We start from the raw sequence: 13,748 nt of genomic DNA, 5'->3' as shown, positions 1-13,748 counted from the left end.
GGTCAGGCCCGCCGCCCGCCGACACCGGCGGGCTGGCTAAACGAACGCCGTGGCGCGTTCATCACGTGGACGACTCCCCTGCTGTGTGTGCCGCGCGACCGGCCGGCGGTCAGCGCAGTGCTCTGGCTGAAGCGTACAGGCAGACGGCCGCCGCCGCAGCCAGGTTGAGGCTCTCGGCGCGCCCGTGCAGCGGCACCCGGACCCGGGCGTCGGCCGCCTCGGTCAACTCCGCGGGCAGGCCGTGCGCCTCCGAGCCGAAGAGCCAGGCGGTGGGGGTGGCGAGCCGGCCGGCGTCGGCCAGGTCGTCCAGGTCGCTGTCGCCGTACCCGGTGGTGGCGAAGACGGTGAGCCCGGCGGCCCGCAGCGCGTCGACGGCGTGGAGCGGGTCGGCGGCGCGGACCACGTCGACGTGGAAGAGGCTGCCCGCGGAGGCCCGCACGCACTTGCCGTTGTACGGGTCGACCGCCTCGCCGGCGAAGATCACCGCGCCCGCGCCGGCCGCGTCGGCGGTGCGCAACACGGTGCCGGCGTTGCCCGGGTCGCGGATCTCGGCGAGCACCGCGACCAGCCGCGGCCCGTGCGCGAGGGCCCGCTCCAGGGGTACGTCGAGGTGCCGGCAGACGGCCACCAGGCCCTGCGGGGCGACGGTCTCCGTGAGCGCCGCCAGGGCCTCGTCGGTGACCTCGGAGACGGGCACGTCGGCCCCGGCGGCCCGGGCCGCGAGGTCGGCGTACCGGTCGAGGGCGGCCGGGGTACCGAAGAGCTCGACCACCGTGCCCGCGCGGGCCAGGGCCTCCCGGACGGCCTGCGGCCCCTCGGCCAGGAAGCGGCCGGCGTTCTCGCGGTCCCGGCGGCGCTGGAGCCGGCGGGCCGCCACCACCCTGGGGGTACGCGGGGTGAACGGGCCGGAGACAGCGTCGAGGCGCCTCCCGCGCGCTGGTGACTGCATGGGAGACGCCTCGATCTGCCGGTACGGGTGGATCAGGCGGCCTGGGCCGCGGCGCCACCGGTGCCCTCGGCCGCCACGGCGGCCCGGGCCAGCTCGACGATCGCGGCGAACGCCGCGGCGTCGTTGACGGCCAGGTCGGCCAGGATCTTGCGGTCGACCTCGATGCCGGCCAGGCGCAGGCCCTGGATCAGCCGGTTGTAGGTGAGGCCGTTGGCCCGGGCGCCGGCGTTGATCCGCTGGATCCAGAGCTGCCGGAAGTCGCCCTTGCGGTCGCGACGGTCCCGGTAGGAGTACTGCATCGAGTGCAGCACCTGCTCCTTGGCCTTGCGGTAGAGGCGGGAGCGCTGACCGCGGTAGCCGCTCGCGGTCTCCAGCAGGGTACGACGCTTCTTCTGGGCGTTCACAGCCCGCTTGACGCGTGCCATCTCAACTCCTTCTTCGGTTCAGGTGGCGCGCGTCAGCGGCCGAGCAGCTTCTTGATTCGCTTGACGTCGGCCTTGGCCAGCTCGACGGTGCCGGTCAGCCGGCGGGTCTGGGTGGAGGCCTTCTTCTCCAGGTTGTGGCGGAGGCCGGCCTGCTGGGCAACGATCTTGCCCTTGCCGGTCACCTTGACCCGCTTGCCCATACCCGTGTGGCTCTTCATCTTCGGCATTGGAACGTCTTCTCCCCTGTTACTCGCCGGTGGTCCCGGCGGGCCCGGCCGCCTCGGCCGGCGGCGCCGCCTCGGGGGCGCCGGATTCCCGCTCGCCCCGCGGTAGTGCGCTGCCGCGGGCAGCCGTGGCGGCCGCCTTGGTGGCGCGGTGCGGTGCGAGCACCATGATCATGTTGCGGCCGTCCTGCTTCGGCGCGGCCTCGACGTACCCCAGCTCCGAGATCTCGGACTCGAGCCGACGCAGGAGCCGGTAACCCAGCTCCGGGCGGCTCTGCTCGCGACCGCGGAACATGATCGTCACCTTGACCTTGTCGCCGGCCTTGAGGAACCGCACCACGTGACCCTTCTTGGTCTCGTAGTCGTGCGGGTCGATCTTCGGCCGGAGCTTCATCTCCTTGATGACGGTCTGCTGCTGGTTACGCCGCGCTTCGCGCGCCTTCAGTGCGCTCTCGTACTTGAACTTGCCGAAGTCCATGAGCTTGCACACCGGCGGGCGCGCCATCGGCGCAACCTCGACCAGGTCCAGGTCGACGTCCGCGGCCAGCTGCAGGGCGCGCTCCAGCGGGACGATGCCCACCTGCTCACCCTCAGGGCCGACCAGTCGGACCTCACGTGCCCGGATCTGCTCGTTCACGCGTGGTTCGACGCTGATGGGGCCTCCTCGAGTCGAGTCTCCTACGGTGCCGACTCCGCGGGCTCCCGGGCGGGAGCCGACCCGGAAAGCAGAAGGCCCTGGCGCATGCCAGGGCCCGCTCGACCGGTCGGCACGATCACATGATCGCGCATCCGGGACCGGGACGTACCCGGAACCGGGGACCGGACCCGGCCACCTACAGGGGCGACTCGGGTGGGAGCAGGCGCTCCGCTTCAGGACCACCCGCACATCAGGGACGGGGGCAGTCTGGTCGACTCAGCAACACTACACCCCCACCCCACCCACCCCCAAACCGCCCCGCCCGCCGTACAAGCGGCCTGATTCCCGGAAATAGTGGTCATCCGGCGCGCGATGGCCACTATTTCCGTGAAACAGCGGCCTCGCCGGACGCCGGGCAGCGCGGGCGACGGCGGTGGTGAGGGGGTCGGTCAGTGGGGGGCGGGGTCGCCGGCGAGGGTGGCCAGGTGGGCCTGGTGCAGGCGGCGCAGGGCGCGGACGGCCTCGACGGCGCGCTCCTTGTCGGCCGCCTGAAGGGCGACCATCGGCAGCAGGTCGTCGTCGCGCAGCTCCAGGCTGGCCCACGGGGCGCCCCGGTCGAACCGGACCCCGCGGACGACCTCCCAGGGCAGCTCGTACGAGCCGATCACGTTGCGGACCCGGACGCCCCTGGTGTCGGCCACCACCCGGGGGCGGGTGAAGAGCAGGATGCCGAGGGCGCCGAAGACGCCCAGCCCGACCATGGCGAGCTGGTCGCCCCGCTGGAAGGTGCCGTACCCGTCGCCGGTGGCCCCGGTCAGCGAGGTGGCCACCGCGCTGAACACCACCAGCAGAGCCGCGGCCGACGCCCAGCAGACAATCCGGACGCGGCGCGGTCGCACGGTCACCACGGAATCGCTCCCGCCGCCGGGCCTGATGGTTCGCTCGCTCACCCGACCAGTCTGCCATCCGGTTCGGGCTCGCGTTCCGCCGCCACACGGACCGGCGGCCGTCGGCGTACGCCGGCGACCAGCACCGCCAGCACGGTGAGCGCCGCGCCGGCCAGCACCGGCAGCCGGGCCCCGGCCCCGCCGGGCAGCACCGCGTCCAGCAGCAGCGCCCCGCCGAGCTGCCCGGCCACCAGCGCCAGGCCGGTCCGCAGCACCCCGGCGGCGCGGACGCCGACCAGCAGGGAGAGCACGATGCCGACCCCGAGCAGGCCGCCCCCGTAGAGCCACCACTGCGCGGGCCAGCTGGGGTGGGTGACCAGCACGCCGGCCAGCCCCGCCACCACCGCGATCGCCGACGTGCTGACCGCGAAGTTCACCGCCAGCCCGGCGGCCGGGCCGACGGCCGCGGCCACCCGCCCGTTGAGCGCGGACTGCAGCGCCACCGCCAGGCCACCGGCGACCGAGAGCAGCACCAGCCCCACCGCCAGGTCGCCGACCGGCCGGCCGAGCTGGGCGAGGGTCACCGCGGCGATCCCGAGCAGCGCCCCGACGACCCGCGGCCCGGTGAGCGGGAGCCGGCCGGTCGCCGCCAGCCCGGCCCGGTCGACGGCCAGCCCGCCGAGGCTGCCCCCGGCCACCTGCGCGATCGTGAAGATCGCCACGCCCAGCGCCGGCACGACGAACGGGGCGATCACCACGATCGCCGCCCCGCCCAGCCCGCCCAGGTACGCCCACCAGCGCAGCCCGGACCGGCGCAACCCGGCCAGCCCGGCCCGCATCGACGGCACGGCGACCAGCCCGAGCAGGACGAGCAGGCAGCCGCCGAGGTTGTTGACCACCGCGCCGACGATCGGATCGCCGGCGCGCTCCCCCAGCTCGGCGTTGACCAGCCCCTGCGCGGCCGAGGCCACCCCGCCGAGGACGACCACGGACAGGGCGGCCGGAACCGGCAGCGGCCTCACAGCCGGCAGGCGTGGATGTTGGTGACCAGGATCGCCCGGGCGCCCAGCTCGTAGAGCTCGTCCATGATCCGGTGCACGTCGTCGCGCAGGACCATCGCCTGCACCGCGACCCAGCCCTCCCGGTGCAGCGGGGAGACGGTCGGCGACTCGATACCCGGGGTGAGCGAGCTGGCCCGGTCCAGCAGGCCGGCCGGCACGTCGTAGGCGAGCATCACGTACCGGCGGGCGACCAGCACGCCGTGCAGCCGGCGCAGCAGCTGCTCCTGCTGGGCGGAGCCGGGCGCGCCGACCCGGCGGACCAGCACCGCCGAGGAGCGCAGCAGCGGCTCGCCGAAGACCACCAGGCCGGCCTGGCGCAGCGTGGCGCCGGTCTCCACCACGTCGGCGACCACGTCCGCGACGCCGAGCCGGATGGCGTTCTCCACCGCGCCGTCCAGGCGGATCACCTCGGCCTTGACGCCCAGCTCGGCCAGGTGCCGCTCGACGAGCCCGGGGTACGCGGTGGCGATCCGGTGCCCGCCGAGCTGCTGCACCGAGTCGACGTCGTCGGGGCGGGCGGCGAACCGGAAGGTGGCCCGGCCGAAGTTGAGGTCGACGATCTCCTCGGCCGGGGCGCCGGAGTCGACCAGCAGGTCCCGGCCGGTGATGCCGACGTCGAGGTCACCCGAGCCGACGTAGGTGGCGATGTCCTTGGGGCGCAGGTAGAAGAACTCGATGTCGTTGGCTTCGTCCCGGCAGACCAGGTCCTTCGGGTCGGTGCGCTGGCGGTAGCCCGCCTCGCGCAGCATCTGGGCGGCCGACTCGGCCAGCGCGCCCTTGTTGGGTACGGCGACACGCAGCATGGGAGTGCTCCTTCGATCGATCAGGTGATCAGCGGATGGGGGCACTCACAGATGTCGGTAGACGTCCTTCAGTTCGAGACCGGTGGCGAGCATCAGCACCTGGGCCTGGTAGAGCAGCTGGGAGATCTCCTCGGCGGCCCGCTCCGGGCCCTCGTGCTCGGCGGCCATCCACGACTCGGCTGCCTCCTCGACCACCTTCTTGCCGATGAAGTGCACCCCCTTCTCGAGCGCGGCGACCGTGCCCGAGCCCGGGGTGCCGGCGGCGGCCTTGGCCTGCAGCTCGGCGAACAACTCCTCGAACGTCTTCACGGAAGGCGATTCTTCCAGCCGCCCCGGGTGACCACGCCCCCCGGGTCCGCCCCGAAGGGACGCCGACCACATCCTGGACACCCCGGCGGCCCCGTGGTCGTGCGTGATCTTGGTAAGCGGGCGGCGGGAGTGGCAGCGTGGTCAGGCGAAGCCGACGCGGTGGCCGTTGGTGGCGTCCAGGCCACGGATGGCCAGGGCGGCGTCCAGCGCCGCCACGGTGGCCGCCCAGCCCTTGTCCTCCGCCGAGCCGGGCAGGCCGGCCCGGTCCCGGGCCTGCTCGATGGTGTCCACGGTGAGCACCCCGTGCGCCACCGGCTTGCCCTCGTCCAGCGCGACCCGGGTCAGCCCCTCGGTGACCGACTGGCAGACGTAGTCGAAGTGCGCGGTGGCGCCCCGCACCACCACGCCGAGGGCGACCACCACGTCGTACCGGCGGGCCATCGCCTGGGCCACCACGGGCAGCTCGACCGACCCGGCCACCCGGGCCACCACCGACCGCGCGCCGCACGCCTCGGCGGCCGCCACCGCCCGGTCGACCATGTGGTCGGTGAGGTCGCCGTGCCAGCGCGCCGCCACAATGCCGACGGTCAAACCGGCGGCGTCCACCGCGGTGACGCCCGGCTCCCCGAAACCCGCCATGCCTATGCTCCGATCTCGTCGCCGGCGACCGGGCGGCCCATCGGCGCCTCGGTCACCTCGTCCAGCCCCTCCAGGAGGTGGCCCATCCGGTCCCGCTTGGTCCGCAGGTAACGCACGTTCTCCGGGTTCGACCGGATGGGCAGCCCCTCGCGGCCGCTCACCGTGAGGCCGTACCCCTCCAGGCCGGCCCGCTTGGCCGGGTTGTTGGTCAGCAGCCGCATCGAGCGGACGCCGAGGTCGTAGAGGATCTGCGCGCCGGTGCCGTAGTCGCGGGCGTCGGCGGGCAGCCCCAGGTCGAGGTTCGCGTCCACGGTGTCCCGGCCCTGGTCCTGGAGCTGGTACGCCTGCAGCTTGTGCAGCAGGCCGATGCCCCGCCCCTCGTGGCCGCGCACGTAGAGCACCACGCCCCGCCCCTCCTGGCCGACCCGGGCCAGGGCGGCCTGCAGCTGCGGGCCGCAGTCGCAGCGCAGCGAGCCGAAGACGTCCCCGGTGAGGCACTCGGAGTGCACCCGGACCAGCACGTCCCGCCCGTCGCCGAGGTCGCCCATGACCAGCGCCACGTGCTCGGCCGAGTCGAAGTCGCTGCGGTAGCCGAGCGCCCGGAACACCCCGTACGGGGTGGGCATCCGCGCGTCGGCGACCTGCTCCACCTGCTTCTCGGTGCGCCGCCGGTACGCGATCAGGTCGGCGATGGTGATCAGGGTCAGCCCGTGCTCGGCGCAGAACTTCTCCAGGTCGGGCAGGCGCATCATGGTGCCGTCGTCGTTGACCAGCTCGCAGAGCACCCCGGCGGGACGCAGCCCGGCCAGCCGGGTCAGGTCGACGGCCGCCTCGGTGTGCCCGGGCCGGCGCAGCACCCCGCCCTCGCGGGCGCGCAGCGGCACCACGTGCCCGGGGCGGGCCAGGTCGGTGGGGTCGGTCGCGGCGTCGGCCAGCAGCCGGATGGTGTGCGATCGGTCGGCGGCCGAGATGCCGGTGCTGATCCCCTCCCGGGCGTCCACGGTCACCGTGTACGCGGTGCCCCGCCGGTCCTGGTTGGTGTGGTGCATGGGCGGCAGGTCCAGCCGGTCGCACTCGCTCTCGGTGAGCGGCACGCAGATGTACCCCGAGGTGTAGCGGACCATGAACGCGACCAGCTCCGGGGTGGCCAGCTCGGCCGCGAAGATCAGGTCGCCCTCGTTCTCCCGGTCCTCGTCGTCCACCACGACGACGGGCCGGCCGGCGGCGATGTCCGCCACCGCCTGCTCGATGGAGCCGAATGTGCTCATGCCACAGCCTCCGAGTACGTCGGCGGGATCGGGGTGCGGGCGGGCGGGGTGGCCCGGGAGGTGCGCCACCAGGCGGCCAGGCCGGCCACGCAGAACCCGCCGTAGACCAGGTACATGGCGGCCGACGGGTAGAACCCGCCCTGCAGCAGCAGCGGTACGCCGACCGCGTCGACGGCGATCCAGATCAGCCAGAACTCCACCCAGCCGCGGGCCATGCCGTAGGTGGCGAGCAGGCTGCCGACCAGGATCCAGGCGTCCGGCAGCGGCCCCCACGAGCCGAGCGCGGCCAGCACCGGGTCCACCAGAGCGGTGCCGATCACGGCGGCGGCGAGCAGGCCGAGCCGCTCCCGCCAGGTGGCCCAGCGCGGGGTGACCGCCGACTGCTCCCCACCGCCGGCCCGCCGGTTGCGCGACCAGCGCCACCAGCCGTACACGCTGACCGCGAAGAAGAAGACCTGCCGGCCGGCCTGGCCGTAGAGGTCGTGCGCCTGCGGGGTGGCGAAGACGCCGCCGAGGAAGACGGTGAACAGCAGCGCGTTGCCGATCATGCCGACCGGCCAGGCCCAGACCAGCCGGCGCAGCCCGAGCAGCGCGGAGGCGAGGCCGAAGACGTTGCCGACGATCTCCCGGACCAGCACCGGCGAGCCGGCGACGACGACCTGGGCGTCGAGCAGCCAGCCGAGCGGGCCCATCACCGGGCACCTCCGGCGGCCCGGTCGCCGAGCAGCCGCTCGACGTACTTGGCCAGCACGTCCACCTCGAGGTTGACCGGGTCGCCGACCCCCCTGGCGCCGAGGGTCGTGAGCTTGAGGGTGGTCGGGATCAGCCCGACGGTGAACCAGTCGTCGCCGACCTGGGCGACGGTCAGCGAGACGCCGTCCACGGTGATCGAGCCCTTCTCCACCACGTACCGGGCCAGCCCGGCCGGCAGCCGGAAGCGGACCGTCTCCCACTGCGCGGCCGGCTCCCGGGAGACGACCTCGCCGACCCCGTCGACGTGGCCCTGGACGAGGTGCCCGCCGAGCCGGCTGTTCAGCGCGGCGGCGCGTTCCAGGTTGACCGGGTCGCCCGGGCGCAGCGCGCCGAGCGCGGTGCGGCGCAGGGTCTCCCCCATCACGTCGGCGGTGAAGACGCCGCCGTCGACGTCGACCACGGTCAGACAGACCCCGTTGACCGCGATCGAGTCGCCGTGCCGGGCGTCGGAGGTGACCAGCGGGCCGCGGATCGCGACCAGCGCGGAGTCGCCCCCGGTCTCGGTGGTCCGGACGATCTCGCCCAGCTCCTCGACGATGCCGGTGAACATGTCAGGCCTCCCTCTTCCGGGGCAGCGCGGTGATCCGCAGGTCGGGACCGACCTGCGTAACGTCGGTGAGTTCGAGTTCGATGGCGTCGGCGATGGTCGTCACGCCCGCGTCGAGCAGCGCGGTGGGGCCGGCGCCGAGCAGCTTCGGCGCGACGTACCCGATGATCTTGTCGACCAGGCCGGCGGCGAGGAACGCGCCGGCCAGCCGGGGACCGCCCTCCAGCAGGGCGGCCCGGACGCCGCGGTGGTGCAGCTCCGCGAGCAGCGCCGGCAGGTCGACCCGGCCGTCCGGGCCGGCCCCGACCTCCGCGGCGGTGGCGATCCAGGTCCGGGCGGCGCCGTCGCGGACCCGGGCCTCGACCGGGGTACGCCCCGAGCTGTCCACCACCACGCGCAGCGGCTGCCGGATGGCCAGGGTGCCGTCGCGCAGGTTGCGGGCGGTGAGCCGGGGGTCGTCGGCGAGCACGGTGCCCACCCCGGCGATCACCGCGTCCACGGTGCCGCGCAGGGCGTGCACGTCGATCCGGGCCGCCTCCGAGGTGATCCACATGCTGGTGCCGTCGGCGGCGGCGGACCGCCCGTCGAGGGTGGCCGCGTACTTCCAGATCACGTACGGCCAGCCGCGCCGCATCGAGGTGAGCCAGGCGATGTTGCCGGCCTCGGCCTCCTCGGCGCGCACCCCCATCTCGACCTCGATTCCGGCGGCGCGCAGGGTGGCCGCGCCGCCGGAGGCGACCGGGTTGGGGTCCGGGACGGCCACCACGACGCGGGCGACCCCGGCGGCGATGAGCGCGTGGCTGCACGGGCCGGTGCGGCCGGTGTGGTCGCAGGGTTCCAGGGTGACGACGGCGGTGCCGCCGCGGGCGCGCTTGCCGGCCTGGGCGAGGGCGACGATCTCGGCGTGCGGTCCGCCCGCGTACGCGTGGAATCCCTCCCCGACGACCTCGCCGTCCGGATCGAGGAGCACGCAGCCGACCACCGGGTTGGGGCTGGTGGTGCCGAGGCCGCGGGCGGCCAGCGCGATCGCGCGACGCATCGCCTCGTCGACGGAGACGCTCGCCATCGCCTGCCCCTGCCCTCTCGCTCGCCGGTCGCGCGCGGGCGGGGGCGGGAGTGGCGGCACGGGTGCCGCGGACAGGCGGCGGCGGAGATCCGGGGACGGCGGCGCCGACCCCGGGGGGCCCGGACGGCGGCCGACAACGCGGCGGCCGGCAGAGGCCTCCCCGTCCCGCGCGCTGTCTCCCATCCGGACTGTCTGGGGGCGGACGAGCCGCACCCCAACCGTCGGCCCCGGATTCTCACCAGGTCCACCGTCCGGCCGAAGCCGTCCGGGTCGCGGGCTTACCACGGTCGGACCGTGGATCACCGCCGGTTCGGAATTTCACCGAGCCCCGCCAGCGCGTGGTGGGTACACGGGAAGTCTTACACGTTCTGCCGGGGGTGGCGCCACAGAGGCGAGGTACCTCACAGGGAGAACAGGGGTGTCACGGTACGCCCCTACGCCGGTCGACCGCGACGTACGACCCGGGTTGGCTCTTGGCGACCGATTTCATCTCCGAGGCCACCGCGATCGCCTCCAGGGGGTCGGTGAACCGCTTGTTGGCGTCGGAGAGGGAGACCCCGATGGAGAGCGTGACCAGGGCGGCCCGCCGGATGTTGCCGCGCCGGTCCTTCAGTTCGACGAAGCCGCGCTCCCGGTCGGTCGGGTCGTAGAGGGCGTCGGCGGCCTTCTCGAAGTCGACCACCGCGCGGCTGGTCAGCGGCCGGATCTGGGCGGGGGTGCAGACGATGACGAAGTCGTCGCCGCCGACGTGGCCCAGGAAGGCCGGCGGCAGCCCGATCGAGACCACCGCCCGGTGCAGGCTGCGGGCCAGGGCGGAGATGAACTCGTCGCCGCGGACGAAGCCGTACCGGTCGTTGACGCTCTTGAACCGGTCGATGTCGATGTAGCCGACCGCGTAGTCCACGCCGCTGCGCACCCGGTCGCTGATCTCCCGGCGGATCCGACTGTTGCCGGGCAGTCCGGTCAGCGGGGAGACCTCCCGGAACTCCTTGTTGCGCCGCAGCGTGGAGCTGACCCGGGCGACCAGTTCGGCGGTGTCGAAGGGCTTGACCAGGTAGTCGTCCGCGCCGGCGGCGAGCCCGTTGACCTTGTCCACGGTCATGCCCTTGGCGGTCAGCATGATCACCGGCAGGGCCGAGGTCATCGGGTCGGCGCGCAGCCGGCGGGTCAGCTCCAGCCCGTCGATCCGGGGCATCATCAGGTCCACCACGGCCAGGTCGGGCCGCTGCCGCTCGATGACCTCCAGCGCCTCCTGGCCGTCACTGGCGTGCAGCACCTCGAAGCCGTGCAGCCGCAGGTTGAACTCGACGAAGCGGGCGATGTCCGCGTCGTCGTCGACGACCAGGATGACGTCGGGACGGTCGCCGGCCGGGTCCACGTCAGGCCCCGGTCATCGCGCGTTCCGCCAGGCCGCGCAGCCGGCGTACCGCCTCGGCCGGGTCGTCGGCGCCGTAGACCGCGGTGCCGGCCACGAAGGCGTCGGCACCCGCCTCGGCGGCCTGTTCGATGGTGTCGGCGGCGATCCCGCCGTCGACCTCGATGCGCAGCTCCAGGTGGCCGCCGGCCACGTGCCGGCGCGCGGTGCGCACCTTGTCCAGCAGCTGCGGGATGAACCGCTGGCCGCCGAAGCCGGCCTTGATCGTCATGATCAGCAGCGTGTCGAAGCTGGGCAGCAGCTCCAGGTACGGCTCGATCGGGGTGTCCCGGTCGATGGCCAGCCCCGCCTTCGCGCCGGCCGAGCGGAGGTCCTTGGCCAGCGCCACCGGGTCGTCGCACGCCTCGGCGTGGAACGTGACGTTGTACGCCCCGGCGTCGGCGTACCCGGGCGCCCAGCGGCGCGGGTCCTCGATCATGAGGTGCACGTCGAACGGGAGCTCGGTCGCCGCGCGCAGGCTCTGCACCACGGGCAGCCCGATGGTCAGGTTCGGCACGAAGTGGTTGTCCATGACGTCCACGTGCAACCAGTCGGCGGCGTGCTCGACGGCGCGCACCTCGTCGGCGAGGCGAGCGAAGTCGGCGGCCAGGATGCTGGGGGCGACGATCGGCGGCGGTACGGTCACGGGGCCAGTGTACGAACGCGGTCACCCACCGCTCGCAGCGCGGCACCGACGGGACTCGCTGTGATCCAGACGTGACCCCCGGTGCAGAATGCGTCCGTCCGGAGAAAAATCCGGGACGAGGAGCCAGGCGCGACTGGCCGATCGGTGGAAAGACAGCGACACTCCAACGGGGACGGTCACGTAAGCTGCGCGCCCGGTGGCGGAGAACGCCCGACGGGCCGCGGCGACCGCTGTCATCTCCCGGAAAGGGCGGACGATGCGACGGTGGCTCCTGGCGCTGGCGCTGGCCGGCACGGCGACGATGGTCCTGGCTGGCTGCGTCCGGACACACCGGGCCGACGGTGACCTGACCGACGACTGGCCCGCGCTCCCGGCGCCCCGGATGTTCATTCCCGCCACCAACGCCTGCCTGCCCCGGATCACGGCCGTGGTGCAGGCCGGCACGTACGAGACGGTGGACTGCGCGCGCAGTCACCTGTCCGAGGTGGTGCACGTCGGCACCTTCGCCGGGGCCGCCGCGGCCGGCGCCCGCCCCGAGCCGGGCTCCCCCGCGCTGCGGGTCGCCCGGGCCGAGTGCGACCAGCGGGCCCGGGAGGTCATCGGCGGGGACTGGCACGCCGCCCGGCTCACCATGAACATCGCGCTGCCCACGGTGGCCGCCTGGCGGGCCGGGGCACGCTGGTACCGGTGCGACGTCGCCGAGACCGACAGCATCGACAACACCCGTCCGGTGAACCGGGTGGGCAGCCTGCGCGGCGCGCTGGTCGGCGACAACCCCCTCGTCCACCGCTGCTTCGACCCGAAGCTGATCGACGACAACCTCAACTACATGGCCCCGGTGCTCTGCACTGAGCCGCACCGCGCCGAGTTCGTCGGCGTCTACGAGGAACGCGACATGAGCTGGGCGGACTTCACCCGCAACGCGCCGCAGACGCACCGCCGCTGCATGGCGCTGATCGCCGCCTTCGCCAACGTGCCGAACAACAGCGACCTGCCGTACCGGGCCGGCTCGATCTTCTATCCCCCGTCCCAGCGTGAGTGGGCGGAGGGCGACCGGGGGGTGCGCTGTTTCCTGTGGAGCGACGACCGGAAGCTGACCCGCTCGATGCGCGGGGTCGGCCCGGAGGGACTACCCGTCACCTGAGCCCCGGTGCCGTATGCTGCAGCGCCGTGGCATACGTGCCGGTCGGCGCGACCACGACGACGGGGAGGTCGGTGCGATGCGGCGATGGTGGACGGCGGCCGCCGTGGGGGTGACGGCGGCGTTGGCGCTCGCCGGCTGCGGCGCGCCGGGCGGGGTGGACCGGGACCTGGCCGACGACTGGCCGGCGCTGCCGGCCGCGAAGGCGTTCGTGCCGGCGGCCGGGGTCTGCCACGCCACCGTCCAGGACGTCGGCTACCTCAGCGGCTACAACCCGGTCGACTGCACCGTCTCGCACCGGGCCGAGACCCTGCATGTCGGCACCCTGGCCGGCCCGGACGCCGACCGGTCCGCGCCGCCGCGGACCGGGTCGACCGGGATGCGCGCCGCTCGGTCGGAGTGCGACCGGCAGGTCAACAAGGCGGTCGGGGCGGACTGGCGCTCGGGCCGGCTGATCCTCTCGGTGATCTTCCCCTCGGCGTCGGCCTGGACCGGCGGCGCCCGCTGGTTCCGCTGCGACGTGTCGGAGGTGGCCAGCCTCGACGACGGCAGCATCACCACGCGGACCGCCAGCGTGCGGGGCGCGCTCAAGCCGGGCTCCCCGCTCGCCTTCGGGTGCTTCAATCCGAAGCTGGTCAAGGACGACATCGAGGAGATGGCGCCGGTCGCCTGCACCGCCAAGCACCACGCCGAGTTCGTCGGCGTCTACCAGTTCCCGGACGTCCCGTACGCGCAGTTCCAGCGTTCCTCGGTCCGGACGCACAAGGCGTGCCGCAGCCTGATCGCCAAGTACGCCAAGGTGCCCGACAACAGCGACATGCAGTACCGCGCCGGCACGATCGTCTACCACCCGCTCGAGGAGGAGTGGAAGGACGGCAACCGGGGCGTGCAGTGCTTCCTGTGGCTGTCGGACAGCACGCTGACCCGCTCGGTCAAGGGCGGCGGCAGCAGGGCGCTGCCGGTCCGGTGAGCGGAGCGG

At 73.8% G+C, this 13,748-nt stretch carries 17 protein-coding genes and 1 riboswitch; of the genes, 2 read left to right on the top strand and 15 right to left on the bottom strand.

The window, feature by feature from the left end; all coding sequences use genetic code 11:
* Positions 1-109: 109 nt before the first annotated feature.
* From ACGFI9_RS28680 to rpe, 15 genes are all read right to left on the bottom strand, one after another.
* Positions 110-949, bottom strand: a complete 840-nt coding sequence (locus tag ACGFI9_RS28680; RefSeq protein ID WP_393182754.1) for a TrmH family RNA methyltransferase — start codon at positions 947-949, stop codon at positions 110-112.
* Positions 950-981: 32 nt separating this feature from the next.
* Positions 982-1,374: a 50S ribosomal protein L20 gene (gene rplT / locus ACGFI9_RS28675; RefSeq protein WP_091263835.1), complete on the bottom strand. Its 393-nt coding sequence runs from the start codon at positions 1,372-1,374 to the stop codon at positions 982-984.
* 32 nt (positions 1,375-1,406) lie between these two features.
* On the bottom strand, positions 1,407-1,601 hold the full coding sequence (rpmI, locus tag ACGFI9_RS28670) for a 50S ribosomal protein L35 (protein ID WP_073835294.1): 195 nt from the start codon (positions 1,599-1,601) through the stop codon (positions 1,407-1,409).
* Positions 1,602-1,620: 19 nt separating this feature from the next.
* Positions 1,621-2,235, bottom strand: coding sequence for a translation initiation factor IF-3 (infC, locus tag ACGFI9_RS28665; RefSeq protein ID WP_393182752.1), 615 nt, complete (start codon positions 2,233-2,235; stop codon positions 1,621-1,623).
* A 449-nt stretch (positions 2,236-2,684) separates the two neighbouring features.
* Entirely contained in the window at positions 2,685-3,143 is a 459-nt protein-coding gene (locus tag ACGFI9_RS28660) for a PH domain-containing protein (RefSeq protein WP_393182830.1), read from the bottom strand.
* Positions 3,144-3,181: 38 nt separating this feature from the next.
* On the bottom strand, positions 3,182-4,144 hold the full coding sequence (locus ACGFI9_RS28655) for a DMT family transporter (protein ID WP_393182750.1): 963 nt from the start codon (positions 4,142-4,144) through the stop codon (positions 3,182-3,184).
* Positions 4,141-4,986 carry an ATP phosphoribosyltransferase gene (gene hisG / locus ACGFI9_RS28650; protein ID WP_393182748.1) on the bottom strand — a complete coding sequence of 282 codons (846 nt, stop codon included), beginning with the start codon at positions 4,984-4,986 and terminating at the stop codon, positions 4,141-4,143. Before hisG ends, ACGFI9_RS28655 begins: the two co-directional genes overlap by 4 nt.
* 45 nt (positions 4,987-5,031) lie before the next feature.
* The gene (locus tag ACGFI9_RS28645) at positions 5,032-5,295 is read right to left on the bottom strand and encodes a phosphoribosyl-ATP diphosphatase (protein WP_036375234.1); all 264 of its coding nucleotides are present in this window, start codon (positions 5,293-5,295) and stop codon (positions 5,032-5,034) included.
* Between the two features lie 141 nt (positions 5,296-5,436).
* Positions 5,437-5,934 carry a 6,7-dimethyl-8-ribityllumazine synthase gene (gene ribH / locus ACGFI9_RS28640; RefSeq protein WP_393182746.1) on the bottom strand — a complete coding sequence of 166 codons (498 nt, stop codon included), beginning with the start codon at positions 5,932-5,934 and terminating at the stop codon, positions 5,437-5,439.
* A gap of 2 nt (positions 5,935-5,936) precedes the next feature.
* Positions 5,937-7,202, bottom strand: coding sequence for a bifunctional 3,4-dihydroxy-2-butanone-4-phosphate synthase/GTP cyclohydrolase II (locus ACGFI9_RS28635; protein ID WP_265008422.1), 1,266 nt, complete (start codon positions 7,200-7,202; stop codon positions 5,937-5,939).
* Positions 7,199-7,894 (bottom strand): nicotinamide riboside transporter PnuC, encoded by a 696-nt coding sequence (pnuC, locus tag ACGFI9_RS28630; RefSeq protein ID WP_393182744.1) that lies wholly within the window; start codon positions 7,892-7,894, stop codon positions 7,199-7,201. The genes ACGFI9_RS28635 and pnuC overlap by 4 nt, the downstream gene beginning before the upstream one ends.
* On the bottom strand, positions 7,894-8,505 hold the full coding sequence (locus ACGFI9_RS28625) for a riboflavin synthase (protein ID WP_393182742.1): 612 nt from the start codon (positions 8,503-8,505) through the stop codon (positions 7,894-7,896). Before ACGFI9_RS28625 ends, pnuC begins: the two co-directional genes overlap by 1 nt.
* Position 8,506: 1 nt before the next feature.
* A complete protein-coding gene (ribD, locus tag ACGFI9_RS28620; protein WP_393182740.1) occupies positions 8,507-9,568 on the bottom strand; it encodes a bifunctional diaminohydroxyphosphoribosylaminopyrimidine deaminase/5-amino-6-(5-phosphoribosylamino)uracil reductase RibD in 1,062 nt (353 codons plus the stop codon).
* Positions 9,569-9,735: 167 nt separating this feature from the next.
* Positions 9,736-9,908: riboswitch (FMN riboswitch) on the bottom strand.
* 81 nt (positions 9,909-9,989) lie between these two features.
* Positions 9,990-10,946, bottom strand: a complete 957-nt coding sequence (locus tag ACGFI9_RS28615) for a response regulator (RefSeq protein WP_393182738.1) — start codon at positions 10,944-10,946, stop codon at positions 9,990-9,992.
* Position 10,947: 1 nt separating this feature from the next.
* The gene (rpe, locus tag ACGFI9_RS28610; protein WP_393182736.1) at positions 10,948-11,628 is read right to left on the bottom strand and encodes a ribulose-phosphate 3-epimerase; all 681 of its coding nucleotides are present in this window, start codon (positions 11,626-11,628) and stop codon (positions 10,948-10,950) included.
* A 256-nt stretch (positions 11,629-11,884) separates the two neighbouring features.
* Here rpe and ACGFI9_RS28605 point away from each other — a divergent pair, with 256 nt between their 5' ends.
* Positions 11,885-12,772 carry a septum formation family protein gene (locus ACGFI9_RS28605; protein WP_393182734.1) on the top strand — a complete coding sequence of 296 codons (888 nt, stop codon included), beginning with the start codon at positions 11,885-11,887 and terminating at the stop codon, positions 12,770-12,772.
* A gap of 76 nt (positions 12,773-12,848) precedes the next feature.
* The gene (locus tag ACGFI9_RS28600; protein ID WP_393182732.1) at positions 12,849-13,739 is read left to right on the top strand and encodes a septum formation family protein; all 891 of its coding nucleotides are present in this window, start codon (positions 12,849-12,851) and stop codon (positions 13,737-13,739) included.
* Positions 13,740-13,748: the final 9 nt, after the last annotated feature.

The sequence above is a fragment of the Micromonospora sp. NPDC048930 genome, assembly GCF_043197935.1.
Lineage (GTDB): Bacteria > Actinomycetota > Actinomycetes > Mycobacteriales > Micromonosporaceae > Micromonospora.
This window is presented reverse-complemented; position numbering and strand designations above follow the sequence as displayed.

Excerpts from the sequence above, each read along its gene's own strand:
- ACGFI9_RS28680 (WP_393182754.1), bottom strand. The coding sequence starts at position 949 with ATGCAGTCACCAGCGCGCGGGAGGCGCCTCGACGCTGTCTCCGGCCCG.
- rplT (WP_091263835.1), bottom strand. The coding sequence starts at position 1,374 with ATGGCACGCGTCAAGCGGGCTGTGAACGCCCAGAAGAAGCGTCGTACC.
- rpmI (WP_073835294.1), bottom strand. The coding sequence starts at position 1,601 with ATGCCGAAGATGAAGAGCCACACGGGTATGGGCAAGCGGGTCAAGGTG.
- hisG (WP_393182748.1), bottom strand. The coding sequence starts at position 4,986 with ATGCTGCGTGTCGCCGTACCCAACAAGGGCGCGCTGGCCGAGTCGGCC.
- ribH (WP_393182746.1), bottom strand. The coding sequence starts at position 5,934 with ATGGCGGGTTTCGGGGAGCCGGGCGTCACCGCGGTGGACGCCGCCGGT.
- ACGFI9_RS28635 (WP_265008422.1), bottom strand. The coding sequence starts at position 7,202 with ATGAGCACATTCGGCTCCATCGAGCAGGCGGTGGCGGACATCGCCGCC.
- pnuC (WP_393182744.1), bottom strand. The coding sequence starts at position 7,894 with ATGGGCCCGCTCGGCTGGCTGCTCGACGCCCAGGTCGTCGTCGCCGGC.
- ACGFI9_RS28625 (WP_393182742.1), bottom strand. The coding sequence starts at position 8,505 with ATGTTCACCGGCATCGTCGAGGAGCTGGGCGAGATCGTCCGGACCACC.
- ribD (WP_393182740.1), bottom strand. The coding sequence starts at position 9,568 with ATGGCGAGCGTCTCCGTCGACGAGGCGATGCGTCGCGCGATCGCGCTG.
- ACGFI9_RS28605 (WP_393182734.1), top strand. The coding sequence starts at position 11,885 with ATGCGACGGTGGCTCCTGGCGCTGGCGCTGGCCGGCACGGCGACGATG.
- ACGFI9_RS28600 (WP_393182732.1), top strand. The coding sequence starts at position 12,849 with ATGCGGCGATGGTGGACGGCGGCCGCCGTGGGGGTGACGGCGGCGTTG.